The 22,481-nt window shown below is 66.4% G+C and carries 21 protein-coding genes; 3 read left to right on the forward strand and 18 right to left on the reverse strand.

From position 1 onward, the window contains the following. The 4 genes from N5D91_RS22295 to N5D91_RS22310 all read right to left on the reverse strand — a co-directional run. On the reverse strand, positions 1–3,130 hold a 3,130-nt coding region (locus N5D91_RS22295), incomplete at its 3' end, for a multidrug efflux RND transporter permease subunit (RefSeq protein ID WP_279922746.1). Between the two features lie 112 nt (positions 3,131–3,242). Continuing rightward, on the reverse strand, positions 3,243–4,469 hold the full coding sequence (locus N5D91_RS22300) for an efflux RND transporter periplasmic adaptor subunit (protein WP_110711943.1): 1,227 nt from the start codon (positions 4,467–4,469) through the stop codon (positions 3,243–3,245). Positions 4,470–4,560: 91 nt separating this feature from the next. After that, on the reverse strand, positions 4,561–5,331 hold the full coding sequence (locus N5D91_RS22305; RefSeq protein WP_110711942.1) for an SDR family NAD(P)-dependent oxidoreductase: 771 nt from the start codon (positions 5,329–5,331) through the stop codon (positions 4,561–4,563). Further along, positions 5,328–5,555 carry a hypothetical protein gene (locus tag N5D91_RS22310; protein WP_110714299.1) on the reverse strand — a complete coding sequence of 76 codons (228 nt, stop codon included), beginning with the start codon at positions 5,553–5,555 and terminating at the stop codon, positions 5,328–5,330. Before N5D91_RS22310 ends, N5D91_RS22305 begins: the two co-directional genes overlap by 4 nt. Positions 5,556–5,702: 147 nt before the next feature. On the opposite strand from N5D91_RS22310, the gene N5D91_RS22315 reads away from it, so the two are divergent. Further along, positions 5,703–6,734: a LysR family transcriptional regulator gene (locus tag N5D91_RS22315; protein WP_005409107.1), complete on the forward strand. Its 1,032-nt coding sequence runs from the start codon at positions 5,703–5,705 to the stop codon at positions 6,732–6,734. A 300-nt stretch (positions 6,735–7,034) separates the two neighbouring features. Here the strand turns inward: N5D91_RS22315 and N5D91_RS22320 are convergent, their stop codons facing one another. The 6 genes from N5D91_RS22320 to N5D91_RS22345 all read right to left on the reverse strand — a co-directional run bounded on the left by N5D91_RS22320 (position 7,035) and on the right by N5D91_RS22345 (position 15,061). After that, a complete protein-coding gene (locus N5D91_RS22320) occupies positions 7,035–7,730 on the reverse strand; it encodes an OmpA family lipoprotein (protein WP_010484399.1) in 696 nt (231 codons plus the stop codon). 139 nt (positions 7,731–7,869) lie between these two features. Continuing rightward, a complete protein-coding gene (locus N5D91_RS22325; protein WP_180854945.1) occupies positions 7,870–9,285 on the reverse strand; it encodes a deoxyribodipyrimidine photo-lyase in 1,416 nt (471 codons plus the stop codon). Positions 9,286–9,374: 89 nt separating this feature from the next. Then, a complete protein-coding gene (locus tag N5D91_RS22330; protein ID WP_180854944.1) occupies positions 9,375–9,989 on the reverse strand; it encodes an inorganic diphosphatase in 615 nt (204 codons plus the stop codon). A 10-nt stretch (positions 9,990–9,999) separates the two neighbouring features. Continuing rightward, positions 10,000–11,349, reverse strand: coding sequence for an FN3 domain-containing metallophosphoesterase family protein (locus N5D91_RS22335; protein ID WP_248860598.1), 1,350 nt, complete (start codon positions 11,347–11,349; stop codon positions 10,000–10,002). A gap of 14 nt (positions 11,350–11,363) precedes the next feature. Next, on the reverse strand, positions 11,364–12,479 hold the full coding sequence (locus N5D91_RS22340) for a phytase (protein ID WP_180854942.1): 1,116 nt from the start codon (positions 12,477–12,479) through the stop codon (positions 11,364–11,366). Beyond that, positions 12,479–15,061 carry a TonB-dependent receptor gene (locus tag N5D91_RS22345; RefSeq protein ID WP_180854941.1) on the reverse strand — a complete coding sequence of 861 codons (2,583 nt, stop codon included), beginning with the start codon at positions 15,059–15,061 and terminating at the stop codon, positions 12,479–12,481. The genes N5D91_RS22340 and N5D91_RS22345 overlap by 1 nt, the downstream gene beginning before the upstream one ends. Before the next feature lie 167 nt (positions 15,062–15,228). On the opposite strand from N5D91_RS22345, the gene upp reads away from it, so the two are divergent. Further along, on the forward strand, positions 15,229–15,861 hold the full coding sequence (gene upp, locus N5D91_RS22350) for a uracil phosphoribosyltransferase (RefSeq protein ID WP_005409099.1): 633 nt from the start codon (positions 15,229–15,231) through the stop codon (positions 15,859–15,861). A gap of 111 nt (positions 15,862–15,972) precedes the next feature. Here upp and N5D91_RS22355 read toward each other — a convergent pair whose 3' ends face one another. Together N5D91_RS22355 and N5D91_RS22360 are read right to left on the reverse strand one after the other, a co-directional pair. After that, entirely contained in the window at positions 15,973–16,452 is a 480-nt protein-coding gene (locus tag N5D91_RS22355; RefSeq protein WP_110711937.1) for an SRPBCC family protein, read from the reverse strand. After that, positions 16,433–16,792, reverse strand: a complete 360-nt coding sequence (locus N5D91_RS22360; RefSeq protein WP_110711936.1) for a metalloregulator ArsR/SmtB family transcription factor — start codon at positions 16,790–16,792, stop codon at positions 16,433–16,435. The genes N5D91_RS22355 and N5D91_RS22360 overlap by 20 nt, the downstream gene beginning before the upstream one ends. Before the next feature lie 125 nt (positions 16,793–16,917). On the opposite strand from N5D91_RS22360, the gene N5D91_RS22365 reads away from it, so the two are divergent. Next, the gene (locus N5D91_RS22365) at positions 16,918–17,211 is read left to right on the forward strand and encodes a PsiF family protein (protein ID WP_110711935.1); all 294 of its coding nucleotides are present in this window, start codon (positions 16,918–16,920) and stop codon (positions 17,209–17,211) included. A gap of 82 nt (positions 17,212–17,293) precedes the next feature. Here N5D91_RS22365 and N5D91_RS22370 read toward each other — a convergent pair whose 3' ends face one another. The 6 genes from N5D91_RS22370 to rsmD form a co-directional block, all read right to left on the reverse strand. Further along, on the reverse strand, positions 17,294–18,181 hold the full coding sequence (locus tag N5D91_RS22370) for an MBL fold metallo-hydrolase (RefSeq protein ID WP_110711934.1): 888 nt from the start codon (positions 18,179–18,181) through the stop codon (positions 17,294–17,296). 120 nt (positions 18,182–18,301) lie between these two features. Then, a complete protein-coding gene (gene ggt, locus N5D91_RS22375; protein ID WP_180854940.1) occupies positions 18,302–20,032 on the reverse strand; it encodes a gamma-glutamyltransferase in 1,731 nt (576 codons plus the stop codon). After that, a complete protein-coding gene (locus N5D91_RS22380; protein WP_004153175.1) occupies positions 20,029–20,310 on the reverse strand; it encodes a YfhL family 4Fe-4S dicluster ferredoxin in 282 nt (93 codons plus the stop codon). Before N5D91_RS22380 ends, ggt begins: the two co-directional genes overlap by 4 nt. A gap of 132 nt (positions 20,311–20,442) precedes the next feature. Then, positions 20,443–20,934, reverse strand: coding sequence for a hypothetical protein (locus tag N5D91_RS22385; RefSeq protein WP_004153167.1), 492 nt, complete (start codon positions 20,932–20,934; stop codon positions 20,443–20,445). Between the two features lie 60 nt (positions 20,935–20,994). Further along, positions 20,995–21,504, reverse strand: a complete 510-nt coding sequence (coaD, locus tag N5D91_RS22390) for a pantetheine-phosphate adenylyltransferase (RefSeq protein ID WP_014036814.1) — start codon at positions 21,502–21,504, stop codon at positions 20,995–20,997. Positions 21,505–21,530: 26 nt separating this feature from the next. Continuing rightward, positions 21,531–22,109, reverse strand: coding sequence for a 16S rRNA (guanine(966)-N(2))-methyltransferase RsmD (rsmD, locus tag N5D91_RS22395; protein WP_014036813.1), 579 nt, complete (start codon positions 22,107–22,109; stop codon positions 21,531–21,533). Positions 22,110–22,481: the final 372 nt, after the last annotated feature.

Here is a 22,481-nt window from a genome sequence, read left to right on the forward strand (position 1 = left end):
CACCACCGTTGCGGGTGACGAACTTGCGCAGGGCCACGTAGAACACCGGGGTGAGGAACAGTCCGAACAGGGTCACACCCAGCATGCCGGCGAACACGGTGATACCGGTCACCGAGCGCACCTCGGCACCCGCACCGTGCGACAGCACCAGCGGTACGGTGCCGGCGATGAACGCGATGGAGGTCATCACGATCGGGCGCAGACGCAGGCGGCAGGCTTCCAGCGCAGCTTCAACGATGCCCTTGCCGCCCATCTCCAGCTCTCTGGCGAATTCGACGATCAGGATCGCGTTCTTGCACGCCAGGCCCATCAGCACCACCAGGCCGACCTGCACGAACACGTTGTTGTCGCCACCGGTCAGCCACACGCCGAACAACGCGGACAGCAGGGTCATCGGCACGATCAGGATCACCGCCAGCGGCAGCGACCAGCTCTCGTACAGCGCGGCCAGCACCAGGAAGGCCAGCATGATCGCCACCGGGAACACGATGAAGGCGGCCTTGCCCTGGGTTGCCTGCTGGTAGCTCAGGTCGGTCCATTCGGTGGTCATGCCCACCGGCAGCACCTTGCCGGCGATCTCGGTCAGCTTGTTCATCGCCTCGGCCGACGACAGCAGGCGCGGGTCGGCTTCACCGGCCAGGTCCGCGGCCGGATAGCCATTGAAGCGCAGCACCGGGTCCGGGCCGAAGGTCTGCTTGATGGTGACCATCGAACCGATCGGCACCATCTCGCCGCGGTCATTGCGGGTACGCAGCTTGCCGATGTCCTCGACCGTCTCGCGGAACGGACCGTCTGCCTGGGCGATCACCTGCCAGGTACGGCCGAACTGGTTGAAGTCGTTGACGTAGGCCGAACCGAGGTAGGTCTGCAGCGTGTCGAACAGCTCGGTGAGCTGCACGCCCTGGGCCTTGGCCTTGACGCGGTCCACCTCGGCATCCAACTGCGGCACATTGGCCTGGTAGCTGGAAATCGGGAAGGCCATGCCCGGGGTCTGCGCAACGGTGCCCTGCATCGCCTGCACGGCATTCTGCAGCGCGCCGTAACCCAGGTTGCCACGGTCCTCGATGAACATCTGGTAGCCGTTGCCGTTACCCAGGCCGAGGATCGGCGGCGGCATCATCGCGAAGGCGAAGCCTTCCTGCAGGCCGGCGATCTTCTGGTTGATCTCGGCATTGATCTGCGCGGCGGTGCGGCCGTGGCGCTCGGCGAACGGCTTGAGCGGAATGAACGCCACACCGGTGTTCGGCGTATTGGTGAACTGCAGCGCGTTCAAGCCCGGGAACGAGATGGTGTGGGCCACGCCATCGGTTTCCTGGGCGATCTTGGCAACCTTGCGCAGCATTTCATCGGTACGCGCGATCGACGAACCCTCCGGCAGCTTCACGCCGGCGATCAGGTACAGCTTGTCCTGGGTCGGGATGAAGCCCGGCGGCACCAGCTTGAAGATCACGCCGGTACCGACCAGCAGGATCGCGTAGACCACGAACACCGCGCCACGACGGCCGAGGATGCGGGCCACGCCACGCTCGTACTTCTCCGAGCTGGACTTGAAGAAGCGGTTGAACGGACGGAATACCCAGCCGAACAGGCGGTCGATCAGGCGGCTCGGGCCGTCCTTCGGCGCACCGTGGGCCTTCAGCAGGCGCGCGGCCAGGGCCGGCGACAGGGTCAGCGAGTTGATCGCCGAGATCACCGTGGAGATGGCGATGGTGACCGCGAACTGCTTGTAGAACTGGCCAGTGACACCCGACAGGAACGCCATCGGCACGAACACGGCACACAGCACCAGCGCGATCGCGATGATCGGGCCGGACACCTCACGCATGGCCTGGTGGGCCGCCGCGGTGGGCGACAGGCCTTCCTCGATGTTGCGCTCGACGTTCTCCACCACCACGATCGCGTCGTCGACCACGATGCCGATCGCCAGCACCAGTCCGAACAGGCTCAGCGTGTTGATCGAGAAGCCCAGCAGGTATAGCGCGGCGAAGGTACCGACCACCGACACCGGCACCGCGATCAGCGGAATGATCGACGCACGCCAGGTCTGCAGGAACAGGATCACCACCAGCACCACCAGGGCGATCGCTTCCAGCAGCGTGGAGACCACGGCCTTGATCGAGTCGCGCACGAAGATGGTGGTGTCATACACGGCTTCGTACTTCACGTCGGCCGGCATGGTCTTCTGCATCTCGTCCATCGTCGAGATGACCTGGTCACGGATCTCCAGCGCGTTGGCACCGGGCGACTGGAAGATACCGATACCGACCGCGTTCTTGCCGTCCAGCTGCGAGCGCAGGGTGTAGTCGCCGGCGCCCAGTTCCAGGCGGGCAACGTCGGACAGGCGCACGATCTCGCCGTCCACACCGCTCTTGAGCACGATGTCGCCGAATTCCTTTTCGGTCTTCAGGCGGCCCTGGGCGTTGATCAGGGTCAGGAACTGGCTGTTCGGCAGTGGCTCGGCACCGAGCTGGCCGGCCGAGACCTGCACGTTCTGCTCGCGCATCGCACGCACCACGTCGCTGGCGGTCAGGCCACGCGAGGCCACCTTGTCCGGGTCCAGCCAGGCGCGCATGGCGTAGTCGCCACCACCGAAGATCTGCGCGTCGCCCACGCCCGGAATGCGCGCCAGCGCATCCTTGACGTGCAGGCGGGCATAGTTGCGCAGGTACAGGGTGTCGTACTTGCCTTGCGGCGAGGTCAGGTGCACCACCATCAGGAAGGTCGGTGACTGCTTCTGCGTGGTCACGCCCTGCCGGCGCACGTCCTCGGGCAGGCGCGCCTGCGCCTGCGCCACGCGGTTCTGCACCTTCACCGCCGCAGCGTCCGGGTCGGTGCCCGGGCGGAAGGTGACGGTCATCTGCAGCACGCCGTCCGAGCCGGCGACCGACTTCAGGTACATCATGCCTTCGACGCCGTTGATCGCCTCTTCAAGCGGCGTGGCGACGGTCTCGGCAATGACCTTGGGGTTGGCGCCCGGATACACCGTGCGCACGACCACCGACGGCGGCACCACTTCCGGGTACTCGCTGATCGGCAGGATCGGAATCGTGATCAGGCCTGCGGCGAAGATCACGATCGACAGCACCGCCGCGAAGATCGGCCTGTCGATGAAGAAACGGGAAAAGTCCATGGAGGAATTCCTGGGAAAGGCATTCGGCGGGCAACAGCCTCCCTGCCCCTCGCCGAGATGACGAAGGCAGGGAAGGCTGCCGCTGGCGCCGGCAGCTAAGCGGGGACGCGGATCAGTGGTTCAGGGCGGCGGTGGCATCGCGGCCCGGTGCCGGCGCCGCAGCCTGTGGCTGCATCGCCACGGCCTTGGCCTGCACCGGCATGCCCGGCATGAAGACCTTCTGCACGCCATCGATGATCACCTTGTCGCCGGCGGCCAGGCCGTGCTCGACGATACGCAGGCCGTCGGCGGTGCGGCCGAGCTGGATGTCCCGGCGCTGGGCCTTGCCATCCTTGTCGACCACGTACACGTACTTGCGGTCCTGGTCGGTCAGCACGGCCTTGTCGTCGATCAGCAGGGCCTGGAACTGGCCGCTGCCGAGCAGCTGCACGCGGGCGAACAGGCCCGGGGTGAACTGGCGGTCGGCGTTGTCCAGCAGCGCGCGGACACGGATGGTGCCGGTGCTGCGCGCCACCTGGTTGTCGAGGAAGTCGACCTTGCCGGAGTGCGGGTAGCCCTCTTCACCGGACAGGCCGACCTTCACCGGCAGGTCGCTGTCACGCTCGCTCGGGCGCTCGCCCTTGCGCGCCATCTGTGCGTAGCGCAGGAAGGTGCTTTCGTCGGCATCGAAGTAGACGAACACGGTATCCAGCGAGACCAGCGTGGTCAGCACGCTGGCGCTGTCGCCGGCGGTGACCAGGTTGCCGGCGGTGACCATCGCGCGGCCGGCGCGGCCGTCGATCGGTGCACGCACCTTGGTGAACTCCAGGTTGAGGCGGGCCGCATCCAACGCAGCCTGCGCCGCCTGCACGGCGGCACCGGACTGGTCGGCGGCAGCGCGACGCTGCTCGGCGGTCTCGGTGGAGATCGCCTGCTGCTCGGACAATCGCTTGGCACGCTCGGACTCGCTGCGGGCCAGCGTCGCCTGGGTGCGGGCGCGGGCGAGTTCGGCGGCGGCGCGATCGTACTCGGCCTGGTAGCTGCGCGCGTCGATGGTGAAGAGCACTTCGCCCTTCTTCACTTCCTGGCCTTCGACATAGTTGACCTTGTCGATGTAGCCGGACACGCGCGGGCGCAGTTCAACGCTCTGTACCGCTTCGACGCGGCCGCTGAACTCGTCCCATTGGCTGACCTGCTTGACCAGTACCGGCGCGGCACTGACCTGCGGCGGCGGCGGTGCACCGGCTTCTTCGGCATGGCCGCCGCTGCAGGCTGCAAGCACGGCCGCGGCGAGGATCGACACGCCGACCATCGCGATGCGATGGCCGAAACGATGTGGGGTGGTGTTGGGGGAAGTCATGGCATGCATCCGTACGGAGGGGTGGTACAGCTATATGAGAACGTGTTGCAAAAATCGGCGGCGCATACTGCGACCTCAACCATGGTCGAGGTCAAGCAACGCCTGCGGTGTCGCGCCAGAGCGGAGGAATTTCCAGGTGCAGGAGACCGCGCGGCAGTTCGGCATCGCTGCTGTCACAGCGGACGATGGCGCGGTTGTCGCGACACCCATCGAGCAGCGAGACCACGCGGCGACCGACCAGCAGCGAGCTGGGCCACTCGATGCAGGCGTTGGCCGCGTTGGCTGGGGTGCACACCGGGCTGCAGACTTCCAGCATCTGCGCGCGCACGCCCAGTGCCTGGGCTTCCTGGTGCACCACCTGCGCGTACATGCGCAGCGCGGCAGTGGTGATCGAGGTTTCGCCGTAGCCCGCCCATGGCTTGGCATTGGCCGGACTGCCGATCATCACGTAGCGGCGCGCATGCACGTTGTCCTGCAGCAGCGGCAGCAGATGACGCACTGCGTGCACGTGCGGCATCAGGTCGGCCTGCATCGCACCGAGCAGCTCGTCGCCGTTGCGGTCAGTCACCCGGCCGCGACGGTAAGGGCCGCCCATTGCGGCGATCACCGCGGCCAGCGGACGCGGGCGATGCGCGATGCGTTCGGCCAGTGCCCGCGCCGAGCCATCATCACTGAGCGAACCCAGCACGGTTTCCAGGCCCGGCTCATCGGCGAACTGCTCATGCAGCGCCGCCAACCGGCCCGGATCGCGCCCGACCACCAGCACCGGGCTGCCGGCCTCCAGCAGGGCGCCGACCACGCCCTGGCCCACGGCACCGGTGCCGCCGAGGACCAGAACTTCGGGCGTCAGTATCCCATTCACGGGACATTTCCTCCCAAATCCGGGATAGTCCCAATTCGACGCAGCCGGTCACCCTTGTGCGGAACCAGGCGGATGGCACCGCCACGCTGTTGACGCATGGGCGCGGTAAACTCCCGGAAATCCTTGTGCACCAAGGAACTCGGACGGGCTTCAACGGTCATCGCCAGGTCCAGGGTACTCTGGCCGGCGTTCCGGAGACGGGCAAGAATGTTGCGCAGGCTCATGGCGAACGGGCTCCAAATAACGAATGGCGCCACGATAGACCTCAAACCTTTACTTGATTAGTCCTGATTAAGGGGAATAATCATCCCGCTCCCGGTCCAATCGTTCTGTCACGATTGTCCCATCCCCGACGTCCAGGATCCCCGACCATGTCCCACGATCTCAACGAGACGCTGATCTTCGTCAAAGTGGTCGAGCAAGGCAGCTTCATTGCCGCTGCCAAATCGCTCGGCCTGCCCAAGACCACGGTCAGCCGCAAAGTGCAGGAGCTGGAAACCCGCCTGGGTGCGCGACTGCTGCACCGGACCACCCGCCGCCTTGGCCTGACGGAGGCCGGCTCGATCTATCACGAGCACTGCCAGCGCATCGCACGCGAGCTTGAAGAAGCCGAGAGCGCGGTAAGCCAGCTGCAGTCCGGTCCGCGCGGCTGGCTGCGCTTCACTGTGCCTTACTCGATCGGCATCACCTGGATTGCGCCGCTGCTGGGCCAGTTCCATGCGCAGTATCCAGAGATCCGCTTGGACATGCACATGGGCAACGAGAAGCTGGACCTGATTGCAGGTGAGGCGGACCTGGCCCTGCGCGTGGGTGCCCTGCCCGATTCCAACCTGGTGGCACGCAAGCTGGGCAGCCTGCGCACGCAGGTGTTCGCCAGCCCGGCCTACATCGAACGCTATGGTGAGCCGCTGCACCCGGAAGAGCTGCAGTTCCATCGCATCCTGGCGATGCGCAAGCCGTACCACACCGGCAACTCGCCGCGCTTCACCTGGCAGCTGGGCGAGAACGGCGGCGAGCTGCGTGACTTCCCGGTCACCCCGCTGATGACCGCCAACGACATGTCTGCGTTGAATGGTGCATTGGTCTGTGGCGAAGGCCTGCTGCTGACCGGCGACGTGATGGCCAAGCCGTTCGTCGAATCGGGCATGGTGCGCCGCGTGCTGGCTGGCTGGACCGGGCCGGAAGTGGACTTCAACGCCGTGTTCGCCGGTGGCCGCCTGGTCTCGCCGAAGGTGCGTGCATTCGTCGACTTCCTGGTCGAGAAGCTCAACTTCGACGCCAACTACATGCTGGCGCAGTGCCCAGGCGCGAAGCTGGCGCAGCAGCAGAAGGAAAAGGAAGACGCCGCGCTGGAAAGCAGTGGCAAGCGCATCCTGGAGAAGGTCGCGGCTTCGGCGGCGTAATCCACAACGATGCCGTGCGCCAATTTCCAGGTAGATGCCGACCTTGGTCGGCATGGCTTTCCACATGGGCTGTCGGCGTGCCGAGCAAGCTCGGCACCTACAGAAAATGCCGCCTGCAAGGGCGGCATTTTCGTTCCGGCTGCCTGGCTTTCGGTAGATGCCGACCTTGGTCGGCGCCGTTCGGAGAAGCCGCGACCGGGAGCGCTATCGGCGTGCCGAGCAAGCTCGGCACCTACAGAAAATGCCGCCTGCAAGGGCGGCATTTTCGTTCCGGCTGCGCCGGAACCGTAACGCTACGCGTTACTGCTTCAGGGGAATCACGCGGATCTCGACGCGGCGGTTCTTGGCGCGACCGGCATCGGTGCTGTTGTCGGCAATCGGGTACGACTTGCCGGCGCCCAGCGTTTCGATACGCACGCTCTGCACGCCCTGGCCGATCAGGTACTGCGCGACCGAGTCGGCGCGTTCCTTGGACAGGCGGTTGTTGACCGCGTCGCTGCCGATGCTGTCGGTGTGGCCAACCACTTCGATCATGGTCTGGTTGTAGTCACGCAGGGTGCCCGCGACGCCATTGAGCGAGCCGTAGAACTGCGGCTTCAGGGTCGACTTGCCGAAGTCGAAGGTGATGCCATCCGGCAGGTTCAGCATGATGTTGTCGCCCTGGCGCTGCACATCGATGCCGGTGTTGGCGGTGCGCTCGCGCAGTGCGCGTTCCTGGCGATCCTGGTACTGGCCGACAGCGGCACCGCTGAGTGCGCCGATACCGGCACCGATCAGCGCGTGCTGACGGCGTTCGGTAGCGCTGTCGCCCGTCAGCAGGCCAGCGGCCACACCGATGGCGGTGCCGATCAGTGCATTGCGGCCGGTGCGGTTCTGCTGCTCGGTCGGGTTGCCATACTGGTCACTCTGCACATAGGAGCCGCCGGTGGCGCAGGCCGACAGGACGGCCGCACTCATCAGGGCCAGTGCGACGTTGCGGGTGGTGTTGCGGATCATGGGGTTCTCCTTGGTTTCCGATCGGCCGGCGGCTTGCGGGCGCAAAGAGAATAAACAGCCCGATGCGATGCCGGAATGATGATCCGGCACGCCGACAGGGCCGCGTTCAGCTAACTGACCGGATCACTCAGCCCGCACTTTACCCCGCTCCCGACTGCCGGTAGGCAGCCAGCGCGGCATCGCGGCCGGCGGCCAGATCCACCAACGGGGTACGCGGATAGCCCGGGGCATGCGCTGCCAGCAGCAGCGGATGCTGCCAGGGCGCGAAGCGTGCCTTCACCGGCAGCGCCGCCAGTTCCGGCACCCAGCGGCTGATGTAGCGGGCCTGGGGGTCGAACTTCTCGGCCTGGGTGACCGGATTGAACACACGGAAATACGGCGCGGCATCGGCACCGGTCCCAGCCACCCATTGCCAGCCCATCGTGTTGTTGGCCAGGTCGGCATCGACCAGCGTGTCCCAGAACCAGCGCGCGCCATGCAGCCAGTGCGCGCGCAGGTGCTTGCACAGGTAGCTGGCCACGATCATCCGCACCCGGTTGTGCATGTAGCCGGTGTGCCACAGCTCACGCAGGCCGGCATCGACGATCGGCACACCGGTGTTGCCGCGCTGCCAGTCGTGCAGCTGTACGGCACTCGGCGTGGCCCATGGGAAACGGTCAAAACGCGGGTTGAGGTTGTCGGTCGGCGTCTTCGGGAAGTGATGCAGCAGGTGATAGGCGAAATCACGCCAGCCGAGCTGGCGCAGATAGCCGTCGATGTCGGCGTCGGTGCCGGCACTACGCAGTCCTTCCAGCGCGTGGGCGATGCGCCACGGCGCGATCTCGCCGAAATGCAGGTGCGGCGACAGTCGCGAGGTACCGACCCGATCCGGTAGGTCGCGCTGCTCGCGGTAACCGCGCAACGCGCCGTCCTCGAATACGGAAAGTGCCTCCAGCGCACCAGCCTCGCCCGGCTGCCAGTGCTCCCAGAAGCCGGTATCCCAGTCCAGCGTAGGCGCTAACCGCAGCTCGTCCAATGCGAGGCTGTCGGCGGTGTGCGCCGCCAATGCCTTCGGCGCGGCCTGCAACGCGGGCAGGCGCCAATGACTGAGCACGTTGCGCCAGTACGGCGTGAACACCTTGTACGGCTGGCCCTGCTGGGTGGCGATGTCCCACGGCTCGAACAGCAGGCTGCCATTGCAGCTCTGCGCATCGATGCCCTGCTCGCGCAGCGTACGCTTGATGGTGGCGTCGCGAGGCTGGGTGGCCGGCTCGTACTTGCGGTTCCAGTACACCGCCTCGGCGCCGGTCTGCTCGATCAGCAACTGCAGGGTCGGCAGACTGTCACCACTGCGCAGCACCAGCGACGAACCGCGCACGCGCAGGTCGGCATCCAATGCGCCCAGTGAACGATGGCGCCACGCATCGGAGGCCGCGCCAGGCACCCACTCGCCTTCCTCGTGCGGCGCATGGATGTAGACCGGCACCACGTCGTGGCCCGCATCCAGCGCGGCCTGCAGGGCCGGATTGTCCTGCAGCCGCAGATCACGGCGGAACCATACCAGCGCTACCGACACATGCACCGCCTTCGTTGTGGAAGGCGGACATGATAGCCAGCGGCGGTGAAGGAGATGCGCGCAGGCGGCCATCCACGTAAGGCGTGGATCTACTGTTTGAACCGCTCCATCGCTTCACTGATCAGCGCGCGGGCTTCGGCGGCATTGCCCCAGCCGTTGAGCTGCACCGGATTGCGCCCGGCCGGCAGGTCCTTGTAGACCCGGAAGAAGGCTTCGATGCGCTGGCGCTCGACCTCCGGCAGATCCGCCAGGTCACGGATGCTGGCGTAGGTCGGGTCGACCGTGTCGGTCGGCACGCCGATGATCTTCTCGTCGTGCTCGCCGCCATCGATCATCTTCAGGTAACCGATCGGCCGGAAACGCACGATCACACCCGGATGCAGGGGCTCACGGGTCAGCACCAGCGCATCCAGCGGATCGTTGTCACCGGCCAGGGTGCGCGGCATCGAACCGTAGTTGGCCGGATAGGCCACCGGCATCGACTGGAAGCGGTCCACGTGCACCAGACCGTCTTCCTTGATCTCGTACTTGGTGAAGCTGCCGGCCGGAATCTCCACCGCCAGATTCACCTCCTGCGGGGCCTGCTTCGGCTGGGCGACCAGGAACGGATGCAGCACGGCATCGGCTGCGGCCACGGCACTGGCCAGCAGCAGCAGGGCAGCACCGATGGCAGCGAGAGGAAGGATGCGTCGGGACGTGGTCATCGGCATCCCTTCATTCCCAGCAACGGTCTGCGCGACCCTTGGCGGTCTGCGCGCGCGGGCAGTCGCGTGGCGTGATGCGGCCTTCGGTCAGCTCCGTGCGCTGCTTGCCACCCTTGGCATCACGGCGCAGTTCGAAGGCATCGTAGAGCCGCCCGGTAACCGTGCGCGCTTCGTAGCGCAGGTGTTGCGGGTCGATGTTCAGCACCTGGAACAGCTGGGTATCTTCGGCCACCGGATCCATCGTCCTGCGGGCTTCGTCGGAAAGGCGGTACTGCTTCGGCCCGGCCACGGTCACCACGTACTGCGGCGTCGCAGCCTGCCCCTCGCCACGACGGCCATAGGTGTGATCGTGGCCCTGCAGCACCAGATCGACGTTGTGGCGACGTACCACCGGCAACAGCACGTCACGCAGCGCGGCGTTCTCGCGCCCTTCGCGCGGCGAGTAGAACGGCTGGTGCAGCAATACGATGGTCCACGGCTGCGGGTTGCCGGTCAGGATCGTGTCCAGCCACTGTGCCTGCGCCTTGGCCGTGCCGAGATCGAGTGCCGAGGTGCCATCGACCACCGCCACGCGCACGCCCTGCGCATCGAACCAGTAGCTGGTCTGCTGCGCGGCGGCGGCGCCATTGCCCGGCAGCGCGAAGGTCATCGGCCAGTGCCGGCCCAGCACGCGGCGCTCCTGCGGGGTGTCCTCGAATTCCTCGAAGTACTCGTGGTTGCCGATGGCCGGGGCCACCAGCGTTTCCTGCGCCAGCCAGCCGGAGGCGGCAAACCACTCGCCCCACTCGCTGTCATCCATGTTGTCGCCGCCGCTGACCAGGTCACCGGCGAACAGGCTCACGCGCGCCTGCGGTGCAGCCTTCTGCGCGGCACGCACCACGCGGCTGACATGGCTGACGTTCTTGTTCTGGGTATCGCCGAAGTACAGCAGGGTCAGCGGCTGGTCGGCCGCGGCCAGCGTACGCAGCTGGTTCCAGGCACTCCAACTGCCATTGCCCTGCACGCGGTAGACGTACTGGGTGTCCGGCTGCAGGCCGCTGATGTCGGCACGATGATGGTGCGACAATCCGTTCTCCGTCTGCAGCGCGCGGGTCGTTGCGCGCACCTGGCGGATGCCCTCGATGGCCGGCGAATCCCCGGCCAGGGCGATTTCCAACAGCGGCGCCTGCACGCTGCCATCGGTACGCCAGGCCACGGCGAAACCATGGCTGGGATCCACCGCCGGCGAGGCCACGATGCGGTCCGGCACCGTCGTCGCTGCGTAGTGGCGGCTGCCCGCCGGCACCTGGGTATTCGGCTCGGCCGCCGCAAACGACAGCGACGGCAGCGCCAGCAGCAGGCCCAGCGCCAGCGCGCGCATCACGCACTGCCGGCTCATGCGCCACACTCCAGCGGCAGCGCGAGCTGCTTGGCGATGCTCTCCCAGTCGAAGGCCACCACGCCCTGGTCGTCATGCACCGCATACAGCGCACCGTGCGGGAAGCGCGCGCTGGGCTGCTGCATCATCCAGATGCCATCGGTGTTGGCCACGGTGTTGCCCTGGAACGCGCCGACCGACTTCAGCGTGTGCCGGTCGAACAGATGGAACACGCTGCGCTGCTTGCCCTGTTCGGTGGTGATCCACCAGCCGTCCTTGCCGCAGGTGCGCAGGGTCACGCCTTCGGCCTGCGCCTTGAACACGTCGCGGCCGAACGTGGTGCCGGTGAAGCGTCCGGCCAGGGTGTAGACCTTGAACTCGCTGGCGTAGCTCTCGTCCTCTTCGGCGATCAGCAGTCGGTCGTTCTCGGGGTCGCCCCAGATCGACTCGACCACGCGCAGCGCACCGGCTTCGGTGGTATCGCCGATGCTGGCCACCAGCTTCGCCTCGACCTTCGCGCCGTCGCGGGTCACGTGGTACTGGCGTACGCGCTTGTCCAGCTCGGCCAGCGGCGGCAGGATGTCACGCCCCTGCGCATCCTCGCCGTTGTCCCAGGAATCGGTGACGTAGACGCTGTAGCCATCGGCACGGCGGTCGACCCACAGCCCGTACGGCTTGCGCAGGTCGTCCGCAGCGAACGTCGCCAGCGGCGCGAAGTCCGGCAGGCTCAGCACCTGCACGCGGTGATTGTCGCGCTCCACGATCCACAGCAGGTCGTCGATCACCGCGATGCCGTTTGGGCGGTCGAACTGCCCCGGTGCGGTGCCGCTGCTGCCGACGTCACGCAGGTGCTGGCCGGTGCTGCCGTCGTAGACCACCAGCTTGTCGGTGGCCTTGGCGGTGGCGATCAGCCACAGCGCGCCGTCCGGCGCGCGCCAGGCCGCCGGCGAGTCGATGTTGTCGGCCGGGGTCATCGGTGACAGGAAGGCTTCGGCGATGGTGGTCACCGTGCGCGCGCCCCCGGCTTTCGCTGCCGTTGGGGCCGCGGCCGGATCGTTGCCGGTCGCCGGCCTGCAGCCGGCGGCCAGGGTCGCCGCGAGCGCGACCGCCAGGACGGTGATGCCACGCCCCATCACAGTGCCACCTTCAGGCCGAGCGCGTAGGTACGACCGTATTCTTCCATCTGCAGGGTGCGCGAGCGCGTGCCCTGGTACAGCTCAAGCGGCTTGTCCAGCAGGTTCTGTGCTTCGAAATACATGCTCACCCGCGGGGTGAACTTGTAGTCCAGCGAGAAATCGAGCTGGGTGTTCGGCGCAACGAAGATATCGAAGGCACGGCCGGCACCAAGGGTATCCAGGTACTCACTGCGGTGCACGGCCGCCACACGGGTGCTCAGGCCATACTTCTCATAGCCGATGTGCGCGCTGTACACGTTCTTCGAGGCACGCGGCAGGGTGAAGTCCTCACCGGCGCGCTTGGCCAGGCCCGGGTCGAAATCAGTGTCCAGCCAGGTGCCGCTGGCACCCACCAGCAGGCCATCCCAGCCGGTCGGCAGGAACGACAGCTGCTGCTGCCAGTTGAATTCGGCGCCGCGCACCTTGGCCTTGTCGCCATTGATCGAGGTCACCACCGGCAGGCCGTCGTAGATGCCGTCGGTGCCGCCCTGTCGGACCTGCACGATGTAGCCGTCGATCGACTTGTGGAACACGCCCAGCGAGAGGATGCCGCTGTCGCCGATGTACTTCTCCACCGACAGGTCGATATTGGTCGACTCGTACGGATCCAGCTCCGGGTTGCCCAGGCGCACTTCATTGTCGTTGCGGGCCAGGCCAATGCGCGGCGAGGCATCGCCGAAGCCCGGGCGGGCCACCGTCTTGTTGGCGGCGAAGCGGAACACCCAGTCGTCGCTGGCGTCGTAACGCAGGTGCAGCCCCGGCAGTACGTTGTTGTAGCTCTTGCTGGCGGTGACCCGGGTCGCGGTGTAGGAGCGCCCGTCCTTGGCCACGTCCACGCGATTGCCGGTGGCGCTGAAGCGGGTGTTCTCCACACGCACGCCGCCGATCACGCGCAGCGCACCGATGTCCCAGGTGCCCATCGCATAGCTGGCGAACACGTCTTCGCGCGCGGTGTAGTCGCCTTCCAGAGACGTCGCGGCGTTGCCACCGACGTCCTGCGGACGGGCGCTGTACTCGCCACTGTGCTGCGACCAGTAGCTGCGCATCGCCGAAGAGTCCATGCCCTGCCCCATCAGGCCATGGCGGTGTTCCGGCGAACCGGTGGTCCAGTCGCTGAGCTTGATCGCCGGGCCCACGCGCAGCGACGCCTCATCGACGTTCACGTCACGGTCGCGCCAGCGGCCGAGCAGGCCGAACTTGTAGCTGCTGTTGTCGCCGTCGAAGCGGATGTTGACCTGCGCGCTGCGCTCCTCGTCGTCCACCTTCTTCGGCTTGGCCACCACACGATCGAACTTGTAGTTGGCGTTGTCCAGCCACTGGTCGTTGTCGAAGGTGTAGGTGGGCAGGCGGCTGCGCTGGTCCAACGTGCCATTGAAGGCCTTGCCGTTGAGCTTGAAGCGCGACTCGATCTCGTCGTCCACGCGTTCTTCGGTGCGGGTATAGCCGATCTTGTAGTCCAGCACCGCGTCGGTCAGCGTGTTCTCGCCACCGAGGCTGGCGGCGAATGTGTTCTCTTCCTTGGTGCGGTAGCGCATGCGCTTGTCGATCGAATCCTTCGGCATGCCGGCCAGTCGATACTGGTCGGTGCCGGTGGCGATCATGTCGGCGCTGTTGAAGTTGAAGATCACGCGCTGGCGGGTTTCGGCATCGTCGAACTGGCTGTACAGCGTGCGCACGTAGTAGCGACTGTGCTCGTTCGGGCGCCAGTCGAGATTGAGGTTGGCGCCGATGCGCTTGCGCTCGATCTCGTACTTGCGGTTCTGCAGGTTCAGCGCGGTGATTTCGCCTGGACGGGTGGTGGTCAGATCCTTGTTGCCGCTGACATCACCGTATTCCACTTCGCTGTTGTCCGATTCGAACGTCCGCTTCTGGTAGTTCACGCCGGCGGCGATGCCGAAGGTGTTGTTGAACACTTCGCTGTAGTTGAAGGCGGCCTTCGGGCTGGTCTCGCCCGAAAGCTGCTGGTGGCTGCCTTCGATCTTGGCGCGCAGGCTGCGGCCATCACGATCGAACGCCGAAGCGGTCTCGACCAGGATCGCGCCACCGATGGCATCACCCGGCATGTCCGGGGTCGGCGATTTGACCACGCGCAGGCGCTCGGTCGAATCGGACGGGATCACGTCCATCGGTGCGGCGCGGCTGGAGTTGTCCGGGGTGCCGATGGCGATGCCGTCGACGCTGACGCTGTTGAGGTTGGCATCCAGTCCGCGCACGACCACGTAGCGGCCTTCGCCCTGGTCGCGGGTCACACTGATGCCCGGCAGGCGCTGCAGTGACTCGGCCACGTTCTTGTCCGGGTACTGGCCCAGGGCATCGGACGACACCGCGTCTTCGATCGCGTTGCTGCTGCGCTTGAGGTCGACCGCACGGATCTGCGCCTCGAGCTGGGCGCGCACTTCGATGCGGTCCAGATCGACCGCATCGGCGGCCACGGCGCCGGTGGCGGCAATCGCCTGCTGCCCGGCGGCCTGCAGCGGTGCTGCGGCCCCCATCGCCAGGGTCAGGGTGATGGCAACGGCCAACGGAGTCTTGATATGCACTGGGAATCCCCATTCCTGTTAAGAATGGGTCTGCACGGTATGTCCGCAAGGTTGCATGGCAATGACATGCATCTGCACATTTCGCGTACCAGGGCCACGGCCCGGTTTGGGGTTCGGCCCGCCGATCCGGCAAAATGGCGCCCTCTCTCCTTTTCCCCTTCCCGACCATGAAGATCGTCGAAGTGCGCCACCCGTTGGTGCAGCACAAGATCGGCCTGATGCGCAATGCCGCGCTCAGCACCAAGGATTTCCGCGAACTGGCCAACGAGCTCGGCACCCTGCTGGCCTACGAGGCCACTGCCGACCTGGACACCGAGCCGCACACCCTGCCCGGCTGGGCCGGCCCGGTCACCGTGCAGCGCATCGCCGGTGCCAAGATCACCGTGGTGCCGATCCTGCGCGCCGGCCTGGGCATGCTCAGCGGCGTGCTGTCGCTGATCCCGGCAGCACGCGTCAGCGTGGTCGGCCTGCAGCGTGATGAGGAAACCCTGCAGCCAGTGCCCTACTTCGAGCGCCTGACCGGCCGCCTGGAAGAGCGCGACGCGCTGATCCTGGACCCGATGCTGGCCACCGGCGGCACCCTGATCGCCACCATCGACATGCTCAAGCGGGCCGGTGCCCGCCGCATCAAGGGCATCTTCCTGGTGGCCGCGCCGGAAGGCATCGAAGCGGTCAAGGCTGTGCACCCGGACGTGGAGATCTACACCGCGGCCATCGATGCCCAGCTCAACGACAAGGGTTACATCCTGCCGGGCCTGGGCGATGCCGGCGACCGCATCTTCGGTACCCGCGTCGGCTGAACCGCCGAACCGGGGTCAGAGCCCTTTCGTGCCGAAAGGGATCTGACCCCAACACCGCGGGGGTCGGATCCCTTTCGCAGAAAGGGCTCTGACCCCATCCCGGATGCCGGCCTACAGGCCGGCTGCGAAGGCTTCCAGCTGGCCGATGACGGTGTTCCAGCCGTCGAAGAAGCCCAGCTGCTCATGCTGGTCACGCAGGGCCTTGTCCGGATGCATCACCCGCGCGGTGTAGCGGCAGCCCGGCCCCTCGTCCTCCATGGTGATGACGGCGGTGAAGCCCAGCCACGGTGACTGCGGTCGCCAGCCTGGCCCCAGCATCGAGGTGAACACCAGGCGCTGCTGCGGCACGATCTCCAGGAAGCTGCCCGGATTGTCACTGCTGCCGCCATCAGGGCCCTGCATGAAGGTGTGGAAGGCCCCGCCGGGGCGCAGGTCGAATGCACGCACCTCGGTGGTCCAGGGCTTCGGGCACCACCACTGGCGCAGCAGTTCCGGGTCGGTCCACGCACGCCACAAGGCGGCGCGCGGTGCGTTGAGCACACGGCTGATGACCAGATCAGTGTCGGGGTTGTTACCTGCGTCTGCGGCCATGGGCCTGCTCCTGTCGGTGAAGGGATTCGACGAAATCGACCATGCGGTCGGCGCGCGCCTCCCACATGGCACGCTGTTCGGCCAGCCATTGCTCGGCCTGGCCCAGCCGCGCCGGCACCAGTTCGCAGGTGCGTATGCGCCCCTGCTTGTGGCTGCGCACCACGCCGCTGCGTTCCAGCACAGCCAGATGTTTCATCAGCGAGGGCAAGGCCATCTCGAACGGCTCGGCCAGCATCGACACCGTGCGCGGCCCCTGCCCCAGCGCGGCCACGATCGCGCAACGGGTCGGGTCGGCCAACGCGTGGAAGATTTCCTGGATGGCGGGATCATACTTACCCATATGGCTAAGTAATACGCCGATCTGAATGCCGATGCAAGCGGTCATGGCCGAACCGCGATTCTTCACGTGGCCTTGCCGTGTGGAAGCGAATGCTCCGCGCACCCGCCACCGCTTGGAGCACACCGATGAAAGCCTCTTTCCTGCTGGCCGCCGTCCTGCTGGTCAGCCTGCCCCTGGCGGCCAACGCCACCACACCGCAGCAGCAGCGCATGGCCGAATGCTCGGCCAAGAACAAGGGATTGAAGGGCGATGCCTACAAGACCGCGCAGAGCTCCTGCCTCAGTGGCCATGCCGCCGACGCCAAGCCGGTCAATGCACAGCAGGAACGCATGCGCAAGTGCAACGCCGACGCCGGCGCCAAGAAGCTGGCCGGTGATGCGCGCAAGACCTTCATGAGCAGCTGCCTGAAGGCGTCGTAGCAATCACGTCCGGGTAGAACGCCATCCACGCATGGCGTGGATCTACCCGCACACGAAGGCCGGGCATTGCCCGGCCTTTTCATCAACCGAGGGCGCGCGCCTTCAGCTCGCCCTGTTCGTGCAGGGTCACGAAACGCCCCTTGTCGTCACGGCCCAGCTGCGCCAGCGCCACCTGCGGATCGTGGGTGAAGAACAACCGCACGTTGCGCGCCAGCTTGTCTTCAAGGAACTGCCGCTTCTCGTCGATCAGCAGCTCGGCGTTGCGGTCGTAGCCCATGGTGATCGGCACGTGCACCCATGAACGCCCGGGAATCAGATCGGCACAGAACACCACGCCACCATGCGCCCCCTCGCCGGCATGCGCGTGACCGACGATCTCGGCCAACATCAACCCTGGCGTATGCCCGTCGCTGTAGCTGAAGCGCACGCTGCGGCCGAGCGCCTTCGAGTACTCCCCGTCCACCACTTCCAGGCGACCACTGGCCTGTAGCAGCCCAGGCAGCTCCGGAATGAAGCTGGCCCGATCGCGCGGGTGCGGCTGCAGGGCGCGCTGCCAGTGCTGTGCACCAACCACATAGGTCGCATTGGGGAACAGCAGTTCCGGCTCGCGTCCTTCGCTCCACGCCGCCAGCAGTCCACCGGCATGATCGAAGTGCAGGTGGCTGAGTACCACCACGTCAATGTCTTCATGCTCGAAGCCGGCTTCGCGCAACGAATCGATCAGCACGTGCTGGCTTTCCTGCACGCCATAGCGCTCACGCATGCGCGGATCGAAGAATGCACCGATGCCGGTTTCAAACAGCACCGTCTTGCCTTCCAGCGGGCTGGCAAGCAACGCACGGCAGGCCAGCTCGATGCGATTGAGCTCGTCAGGTGCCGCCCATTTTTCCCACAACGCACGCGGCGCGTTGCCGAACATCGCGCCGCCATCAAGGCGCTGCGAGTTTCCACGAATAGACCAGAGTTTCATGTGTCGATTATCGGCGCCGGCTCGTTAAATAATCGCTAGAAAGGAAACTGAAAATCCCGCCGGCAAAGGCGGGGTTTCAGGGATCTGCCAGATTGCCGGCCAGCGGCCGGCGCTACCGTATCAGCGTGCTGGTACGACCTGGGCGCTGCCCACCGGGTTCCGGGGATCGCTGCCGCCGAACAGCGTGTTCGTCTTGCGGTCCCATTCCACGGTCTGCAGGTTGCCCCACACGTGGCTGGACCCACGGCCGCCTGCGGCGACATCGCCGGGCAGGTCGATCTTGTGACCCATCGCCTGCAGCTGCTTCACCGTCGCCGCGTCGAACGCATCGTCCTCGGCTTCGATCAGGTCCGGCAGCCACTGGTGGTGGTAGCGCGGCAGCGCGGCAACCTGCTGCGCATCCAGGCCGTCGTCGTAGCCGAGGATGCCCAGCAGCACCATGGTGATGATGCGGCTGCCGCCCGGGGTGCCCAGCACCACCACCTTGTCGGCGTTCTCCATGAAGGTCGGCGTCATCGAGCTGAGCATGCGCTTGCCCGCCTTCGGCGCATTGGCCTCATAGCCCATCACGCCGAACGCATTGGGCGTACCCGGCTTCAGCGCAAAGTCGTCCATCTCGTTGTTCAGCAGCACGCCGGTGCCCTTGGGAATCAGCCCCGAGCCGTACAGCAGGTTGACGGTCTGGGTGGCGCCGACGCGGTTGCCGTCGCGATCGATGATCGAGAAGTGCGTGGTCTCGTCATCTTCCAGCGGCGTCGGGTTGCCCGACAGCAGGTCGCTGGGCGTGGCCTTCTCCGGATGGATGGTCGCCCGCAGGCCTTGTGCATAGTCCTTGCTGGTCAGCACCTTCTGCGGGATCTGCACGAAGTCCGGATCGCCAAGGAAGAAGGTGCGGTCACGGTAGGCGCGGCGCATCGATTCCACCACCAGATGGGTGCGGTGCGCCGGGTCCATTTTCCTGATGTCCCAGCCTTCCAGGATCTGCAGCATGCTGGCCAGCGCGATGCCACCGGACGACGGCGGCGGTGCGGTGGTGATCTTCCAGCCGTTGTAGTTGAACACGATCGGTTCACGCTGCTTCACGCGGTAGCCGGCCAGCTCTTCGGCGGTCCACTTGCCGCCGGCCTGCTTCACGCCGGCCAGCAACAGCGTTCCGGTCTGGCCCTTGTAGAAGCCATCGAAGCCACCCGCGGCCAAGCGCTCCAGCGTCTGTGCCAGCTCCGGCTGCTTGAACAGGTCGCCGGTGGCGATCGGCTTGCCATTGCGCAGGTAGACCTCGCGCGTGCCGGGATAGCGCTCCATCACCTCTCGGCGAGAGGCATAGCCCTTGGCCATGCGGTCGTACACCGGGAAACCTTCGCGCGCGATGCGGATCGCCGGCTGCAGCGACGCCGACAGCGGCAGCTTGCCATGCTTGGCCGACAGTTCGACCAGAGCTGCGGGCAGGCCCGGAATGCCAGCCGACCACGCGCCGTTGACCGAGCGGTCACGGTCGAGGTTGCCCTGCTTGTCGAGGAAGGCCTGCGGGGTTGCTGCAGCCGGCGCGGTCTCGCGCGCGTCCAGCATCACGTCCTTGCCGGTGGCCGCATCATGCAGCAGGAAGAAGCCGCCACCGCCCAGGCCGGAACTGATCGGCTCGACCACCGCCAGCGTGGACGATACCGCCACCGCGGCGTCGAAGGCGTTGCCGCCCTGCGCCAGGATGTCGATGCCGGCCTGGGTGGCCAGCGCGTGGCCGCTGGCAATGGCCGCGCCATCGGGGCGCTCGGCACGGGCCGGGCTGTCGGCCCAGGCAATTGGACTCAGCAGCAGGCCGAGCAGCAACAGGCGGCGGACGATCAACGTCTTCATTCGGATGGGGGCTCCGCATAGAGTTCGGGGTGATCGTGCTGCAGCTGGCGCAGCTTGGCCAGCAGCTGGTCTTCCGTTTCCACGATCTCCGGGTCCGGGTCGATGCACTCGACCGGGCAGACGACCACGCACTGTGGCTCGTCGAAATGACCCACGCATTCGGTGCAGCGCGCAGGGTCGATCACGTAGATGGTTTCACCCATCGCAATGGCCTGGTTCGGGCAGGCCGGCTCGCATACGTCGCAGTTGACGCAGAGCTCGTTGATTTTCAGCGACACGGCGATACTCCTCGCCCGCGCCCTGGGACAAAGGACCGGCCAGCGCGGGCGCGCGGGCCGGTCAGGTCATCAGCGGCGCCCTTGCAGGACGCCGCCCGGGCCATGCCGCAGCATGGCCGCCATGGCTCGGTATTACTTGGCTTCGACGAAAATGTACTCGGCACCGGTCGGCTGGATCGCAGCCTGCACACGGGCGTTGTCGGCCGACTGGCCGATGAAGACGACGCGCACGCCCTTCATCGAATCCGGCGACACGTCCTTGAACACGGCCTGGATCATGTCAGCCATCTTGCCCGAGGCCGACGAACCGAAGGCCAGCATGTTGCCCGGCTGCACGCCACGGGCCACGGCCTGGGTCGCACTCTCGGTCTGGCGCTCGTACTTGGCCTGGAAGTCCGGGTCCGATTCGGGCGAGAGGTAGTACAGGAACGGGCTGTTGGTGATGTTGCCCATGTTCTGGATCGCCACTTCCTGCAGGTACTTCTTCCAGCCTGCATCGTCGTCCTTGGACGGAGCGACCAGGGCCTGCTTGGCCTCGTCGACCGGAGCGGCCTCTTCCTTCTTGCAGGCGGTGAAGGCCAGGGCCAACGAAGCGATCAGCATCGCGCGCATGGTGGTGTTCATGGGTTTCCTCCCGGAATGGTGCGTGGTGTTGTACGTAATGGGGTGCGGGTACAGCGGGGCTTACGACTGTGCCGACTTCGCTTCGCGGACCTTGCGCAGGGCTTCGAGCACCGCGGCCGGCACGAAACCGGACACGTCGCCGCCCAGGCGTGCGATCTCGCGGACCAGCGAGGACGAAATGAAGCTGTGCTGCTCGGCCGGGGTCAGGAACAGGGTCTCGACCTCGGGGATCAGGTGACGGTTCATGCTGGCCATCTGGAATTCGTACTCGAAATCGGACACCGCGCGCAGGCCGCGCAGCAGCACCCCGCCCTGGACCGAGCGTACGAAATGCGCCAGCAGGGTATCGAAGCCGATGACCTCGACATTGCCGTGGTGCGCCAGCGCGCCACGCGCCAGCTGCACGCGCTGCTCCAGCGGCAGCGCCGGGCCCTTGGACGGGCTCTGCGCCACGCCGACCACGACCTTTTCGAACAGCGGCGCGGCGCGGCTCACCAGGTCGATGTGACCGTTGGTGATCGGGTCGAACGTGCCGGGATAGACGGCGATGCGGCGGTTGGCCACGGTCATGGGCGGATGCAGATGTTCAGATGAGGTCAAAGTGTAGCAGTGGCACGGCGGTACAGGGCAAAGCGCACCTCACGGGTGCCGCCCTCGCGGTGCAGCAGCCAGTCCGGCGGCAGCACCGGCACGTGGCCGGCCGGCGATTCCAGGTACAGCCAGGCATCGGCGGCCAGGTGCCGCGGCAGCTGGGCCAGCACGTCCTGCCACAGGCCATCGGCGAACGGTGGGTCGATGAAGACTAGGTCGGCCTGCTGCGCGGGCGCGCCCTGCAGCCAGCGCAGGGCATCGGCCTGCACGACGCTGATCTGGTCGCTGGCCTGCAGCTTGGCCACCGCGGCGGTCAGATTACGCCCCAGCTGGGCATCGCGCTCGACCAGGGTGGCGTGGGCGGCACCACGCGAGACCGCCTCCAGCCCCAGCGCGCCACTGCCGGCGAACAGATCCAGCACCCGGGCCCCGCCGAGCCTGGGCATCAGCCAGTTGAACAGGGTTTCGCGTACGCGGTCGCTGCTGGGGCGAAGCCCCGGCAGGGTCGGCACCGGCAGGCGGGTATTGCGCCAGCGTCCGCCGATGATACGGACCTGGCCGTCATTGCCGCCACGGCCGCTCATCGGCGCCCCCGGCGGGAGGTAGTCGAGAATTTCAGCATGAGCGGGATTGTAGTTCGGCCGGGCGGCGCCCGGCACCCGCAGAAGCCACAGCAACGTCAAAAGCTGGCTTCCTGTGGGATGGCGGGGTGGGTCCGGTTGAGGGGGACGCCGTAAATCCGTCCATGGAGGCTCGGTCGCGCCATCCATGGCGCTCACGCCCCCTCAACCGGACCCACCCCGCCTTCGACAGTTTCCTGCGATCTGCAGTAGATCCACGCCATGCGTGGATGAACATCTGTCAGATATCGAAGGAATTGATGAGATCAGAAGCCCAGCCGTTTTCACCGTCACCAGGAACCTGTCAGAGGCGGGGCGGTGTGGGTTGGCAGGACC

The sequence above is a fragment of the Stenotrophomonas sp. GD03794 genome (assembly GCF_029842145.1).
In the GTDB taxonomy this organism is placed as follows: domain Bacteria; phylum Pseudomonadota; class Gammaproteobacteria; order Xanthomonadales; family Xanthomonadaceae; genus Stenotrophomonas; species Stenotrophomonas riyadhensis.

Bases quoted from the DNA above. Each gene is read 5' to 3' on its own strand.
- N5D91_RS22300 (WP_110711943.1), bottom strand. From the start codon at position 4,469: ATGACTTCCCCCAACACCACCCCACATCGTTTCGGCCATCGCATCGCG.
- N5D91_RS22310 (WP_110714299.1), bottom strand. From the start codon at position 5,555: ATGAGCCTGCGCAACATTCTTGCCCGTCTCCGGAACGCCGGCCAGAGT.
- N5D91_RS22315 (WP_005409107.1), top strand. From the start codon at position 5,703: ATGTCCCACGATCTCAACGAGACGCTGATCTTCGTCAAAGTGGTCGAG.
- N5D91_RS22320 (WP_010484399.1), bottom strand. From the start codon at position 7,730: ATGATCCGCAACACCACCCGCAACGTCGCACTGGCCCTGATGAGTGCG.
- N5D91_RS22330 (WP_180854944.1), bottom strand. From the start codon at position 9,989: ATGACCACGTCCCGACGCATCCTTCCTCTCGCTGCCATCGGTGCTGCC.
- N5D91_RS22335 (WP_248860598.1), bottom strand. From the start codon at position 11,349: ATGCGCGCGCTGGCGCTGGGCCTGCTGCTGGCGCTGCCGTCGCTGTCG.
- N5D91_RS22340 (WP_180854942.1), bottom strand. From the start codon at position 12,479: ATGGGGCGTGGCATCACCGTCCTGGCGGTCGCGCTCGCGGCGACCCTG.
- upp (WP_005409099.1), top strand. From the start codon at position 15,229: ATGAAGATCGTCGAAGTGCGCCACCCGTTGGTGCAGCACAAGATCGGC.
- N5D91_RS22355 (WP_110711937.1), bottom strand. From the start codon at position 16,452: ATGGCCGCAGACGCAGGTAACAACCCCGACACTGATCTGGTCATCAGC.
- N5D91_RS22360 (WP_110711936.1), bottom strand. From the start codon at position 16,792: ATGGGTAAGTATGATCCCGCCATCCAGGAAATCTTCCACGCGTTGGCC.
- N5D91_RS22365 (WP_110711935.1), top strand. From the start codon at position 16,918: ATGAAAGCCTCTTTCCTGCTGGCCGCCGTCCTGCTGGTCAGCCTGCCC.
- N5D91_RS22370 (WP_110711934.1), bottom strand. From the start codon at position 18,181: ATGAAACTCTGGTCTATTCGTGGAAACTCGCAGCGCCTTGATGGCGGC.
- ggt (WP_180854940.1), bottom strand. From the start codon at position 20,032: ATGAAGACGTTGATCGTCCGCCGCCTGTTGCTGCTCGGCCTGCTGCTG.
- N5D91_RS22385 (WP_004153167.1), bottom strand. From the start codon at position 20,934: ATGAACACCACCATGCGCGCGATGCTGATCGCTTCGTTGGCCCTGGCC.
- coaD (WP_014036814.1), bottom strand. From the start codon at position 21,504: ATGACCGTGGCCAACCGCCGCATCGCCGTCTATCCCGGCACGTTCGAC.
- rsmD (WP_014036813.1), bottom strand. From the start codon at position 22,109: ATGAGCGGCCGTGGCGGCAATGACGGCCAGGTCCGTATCATCGGCGGA.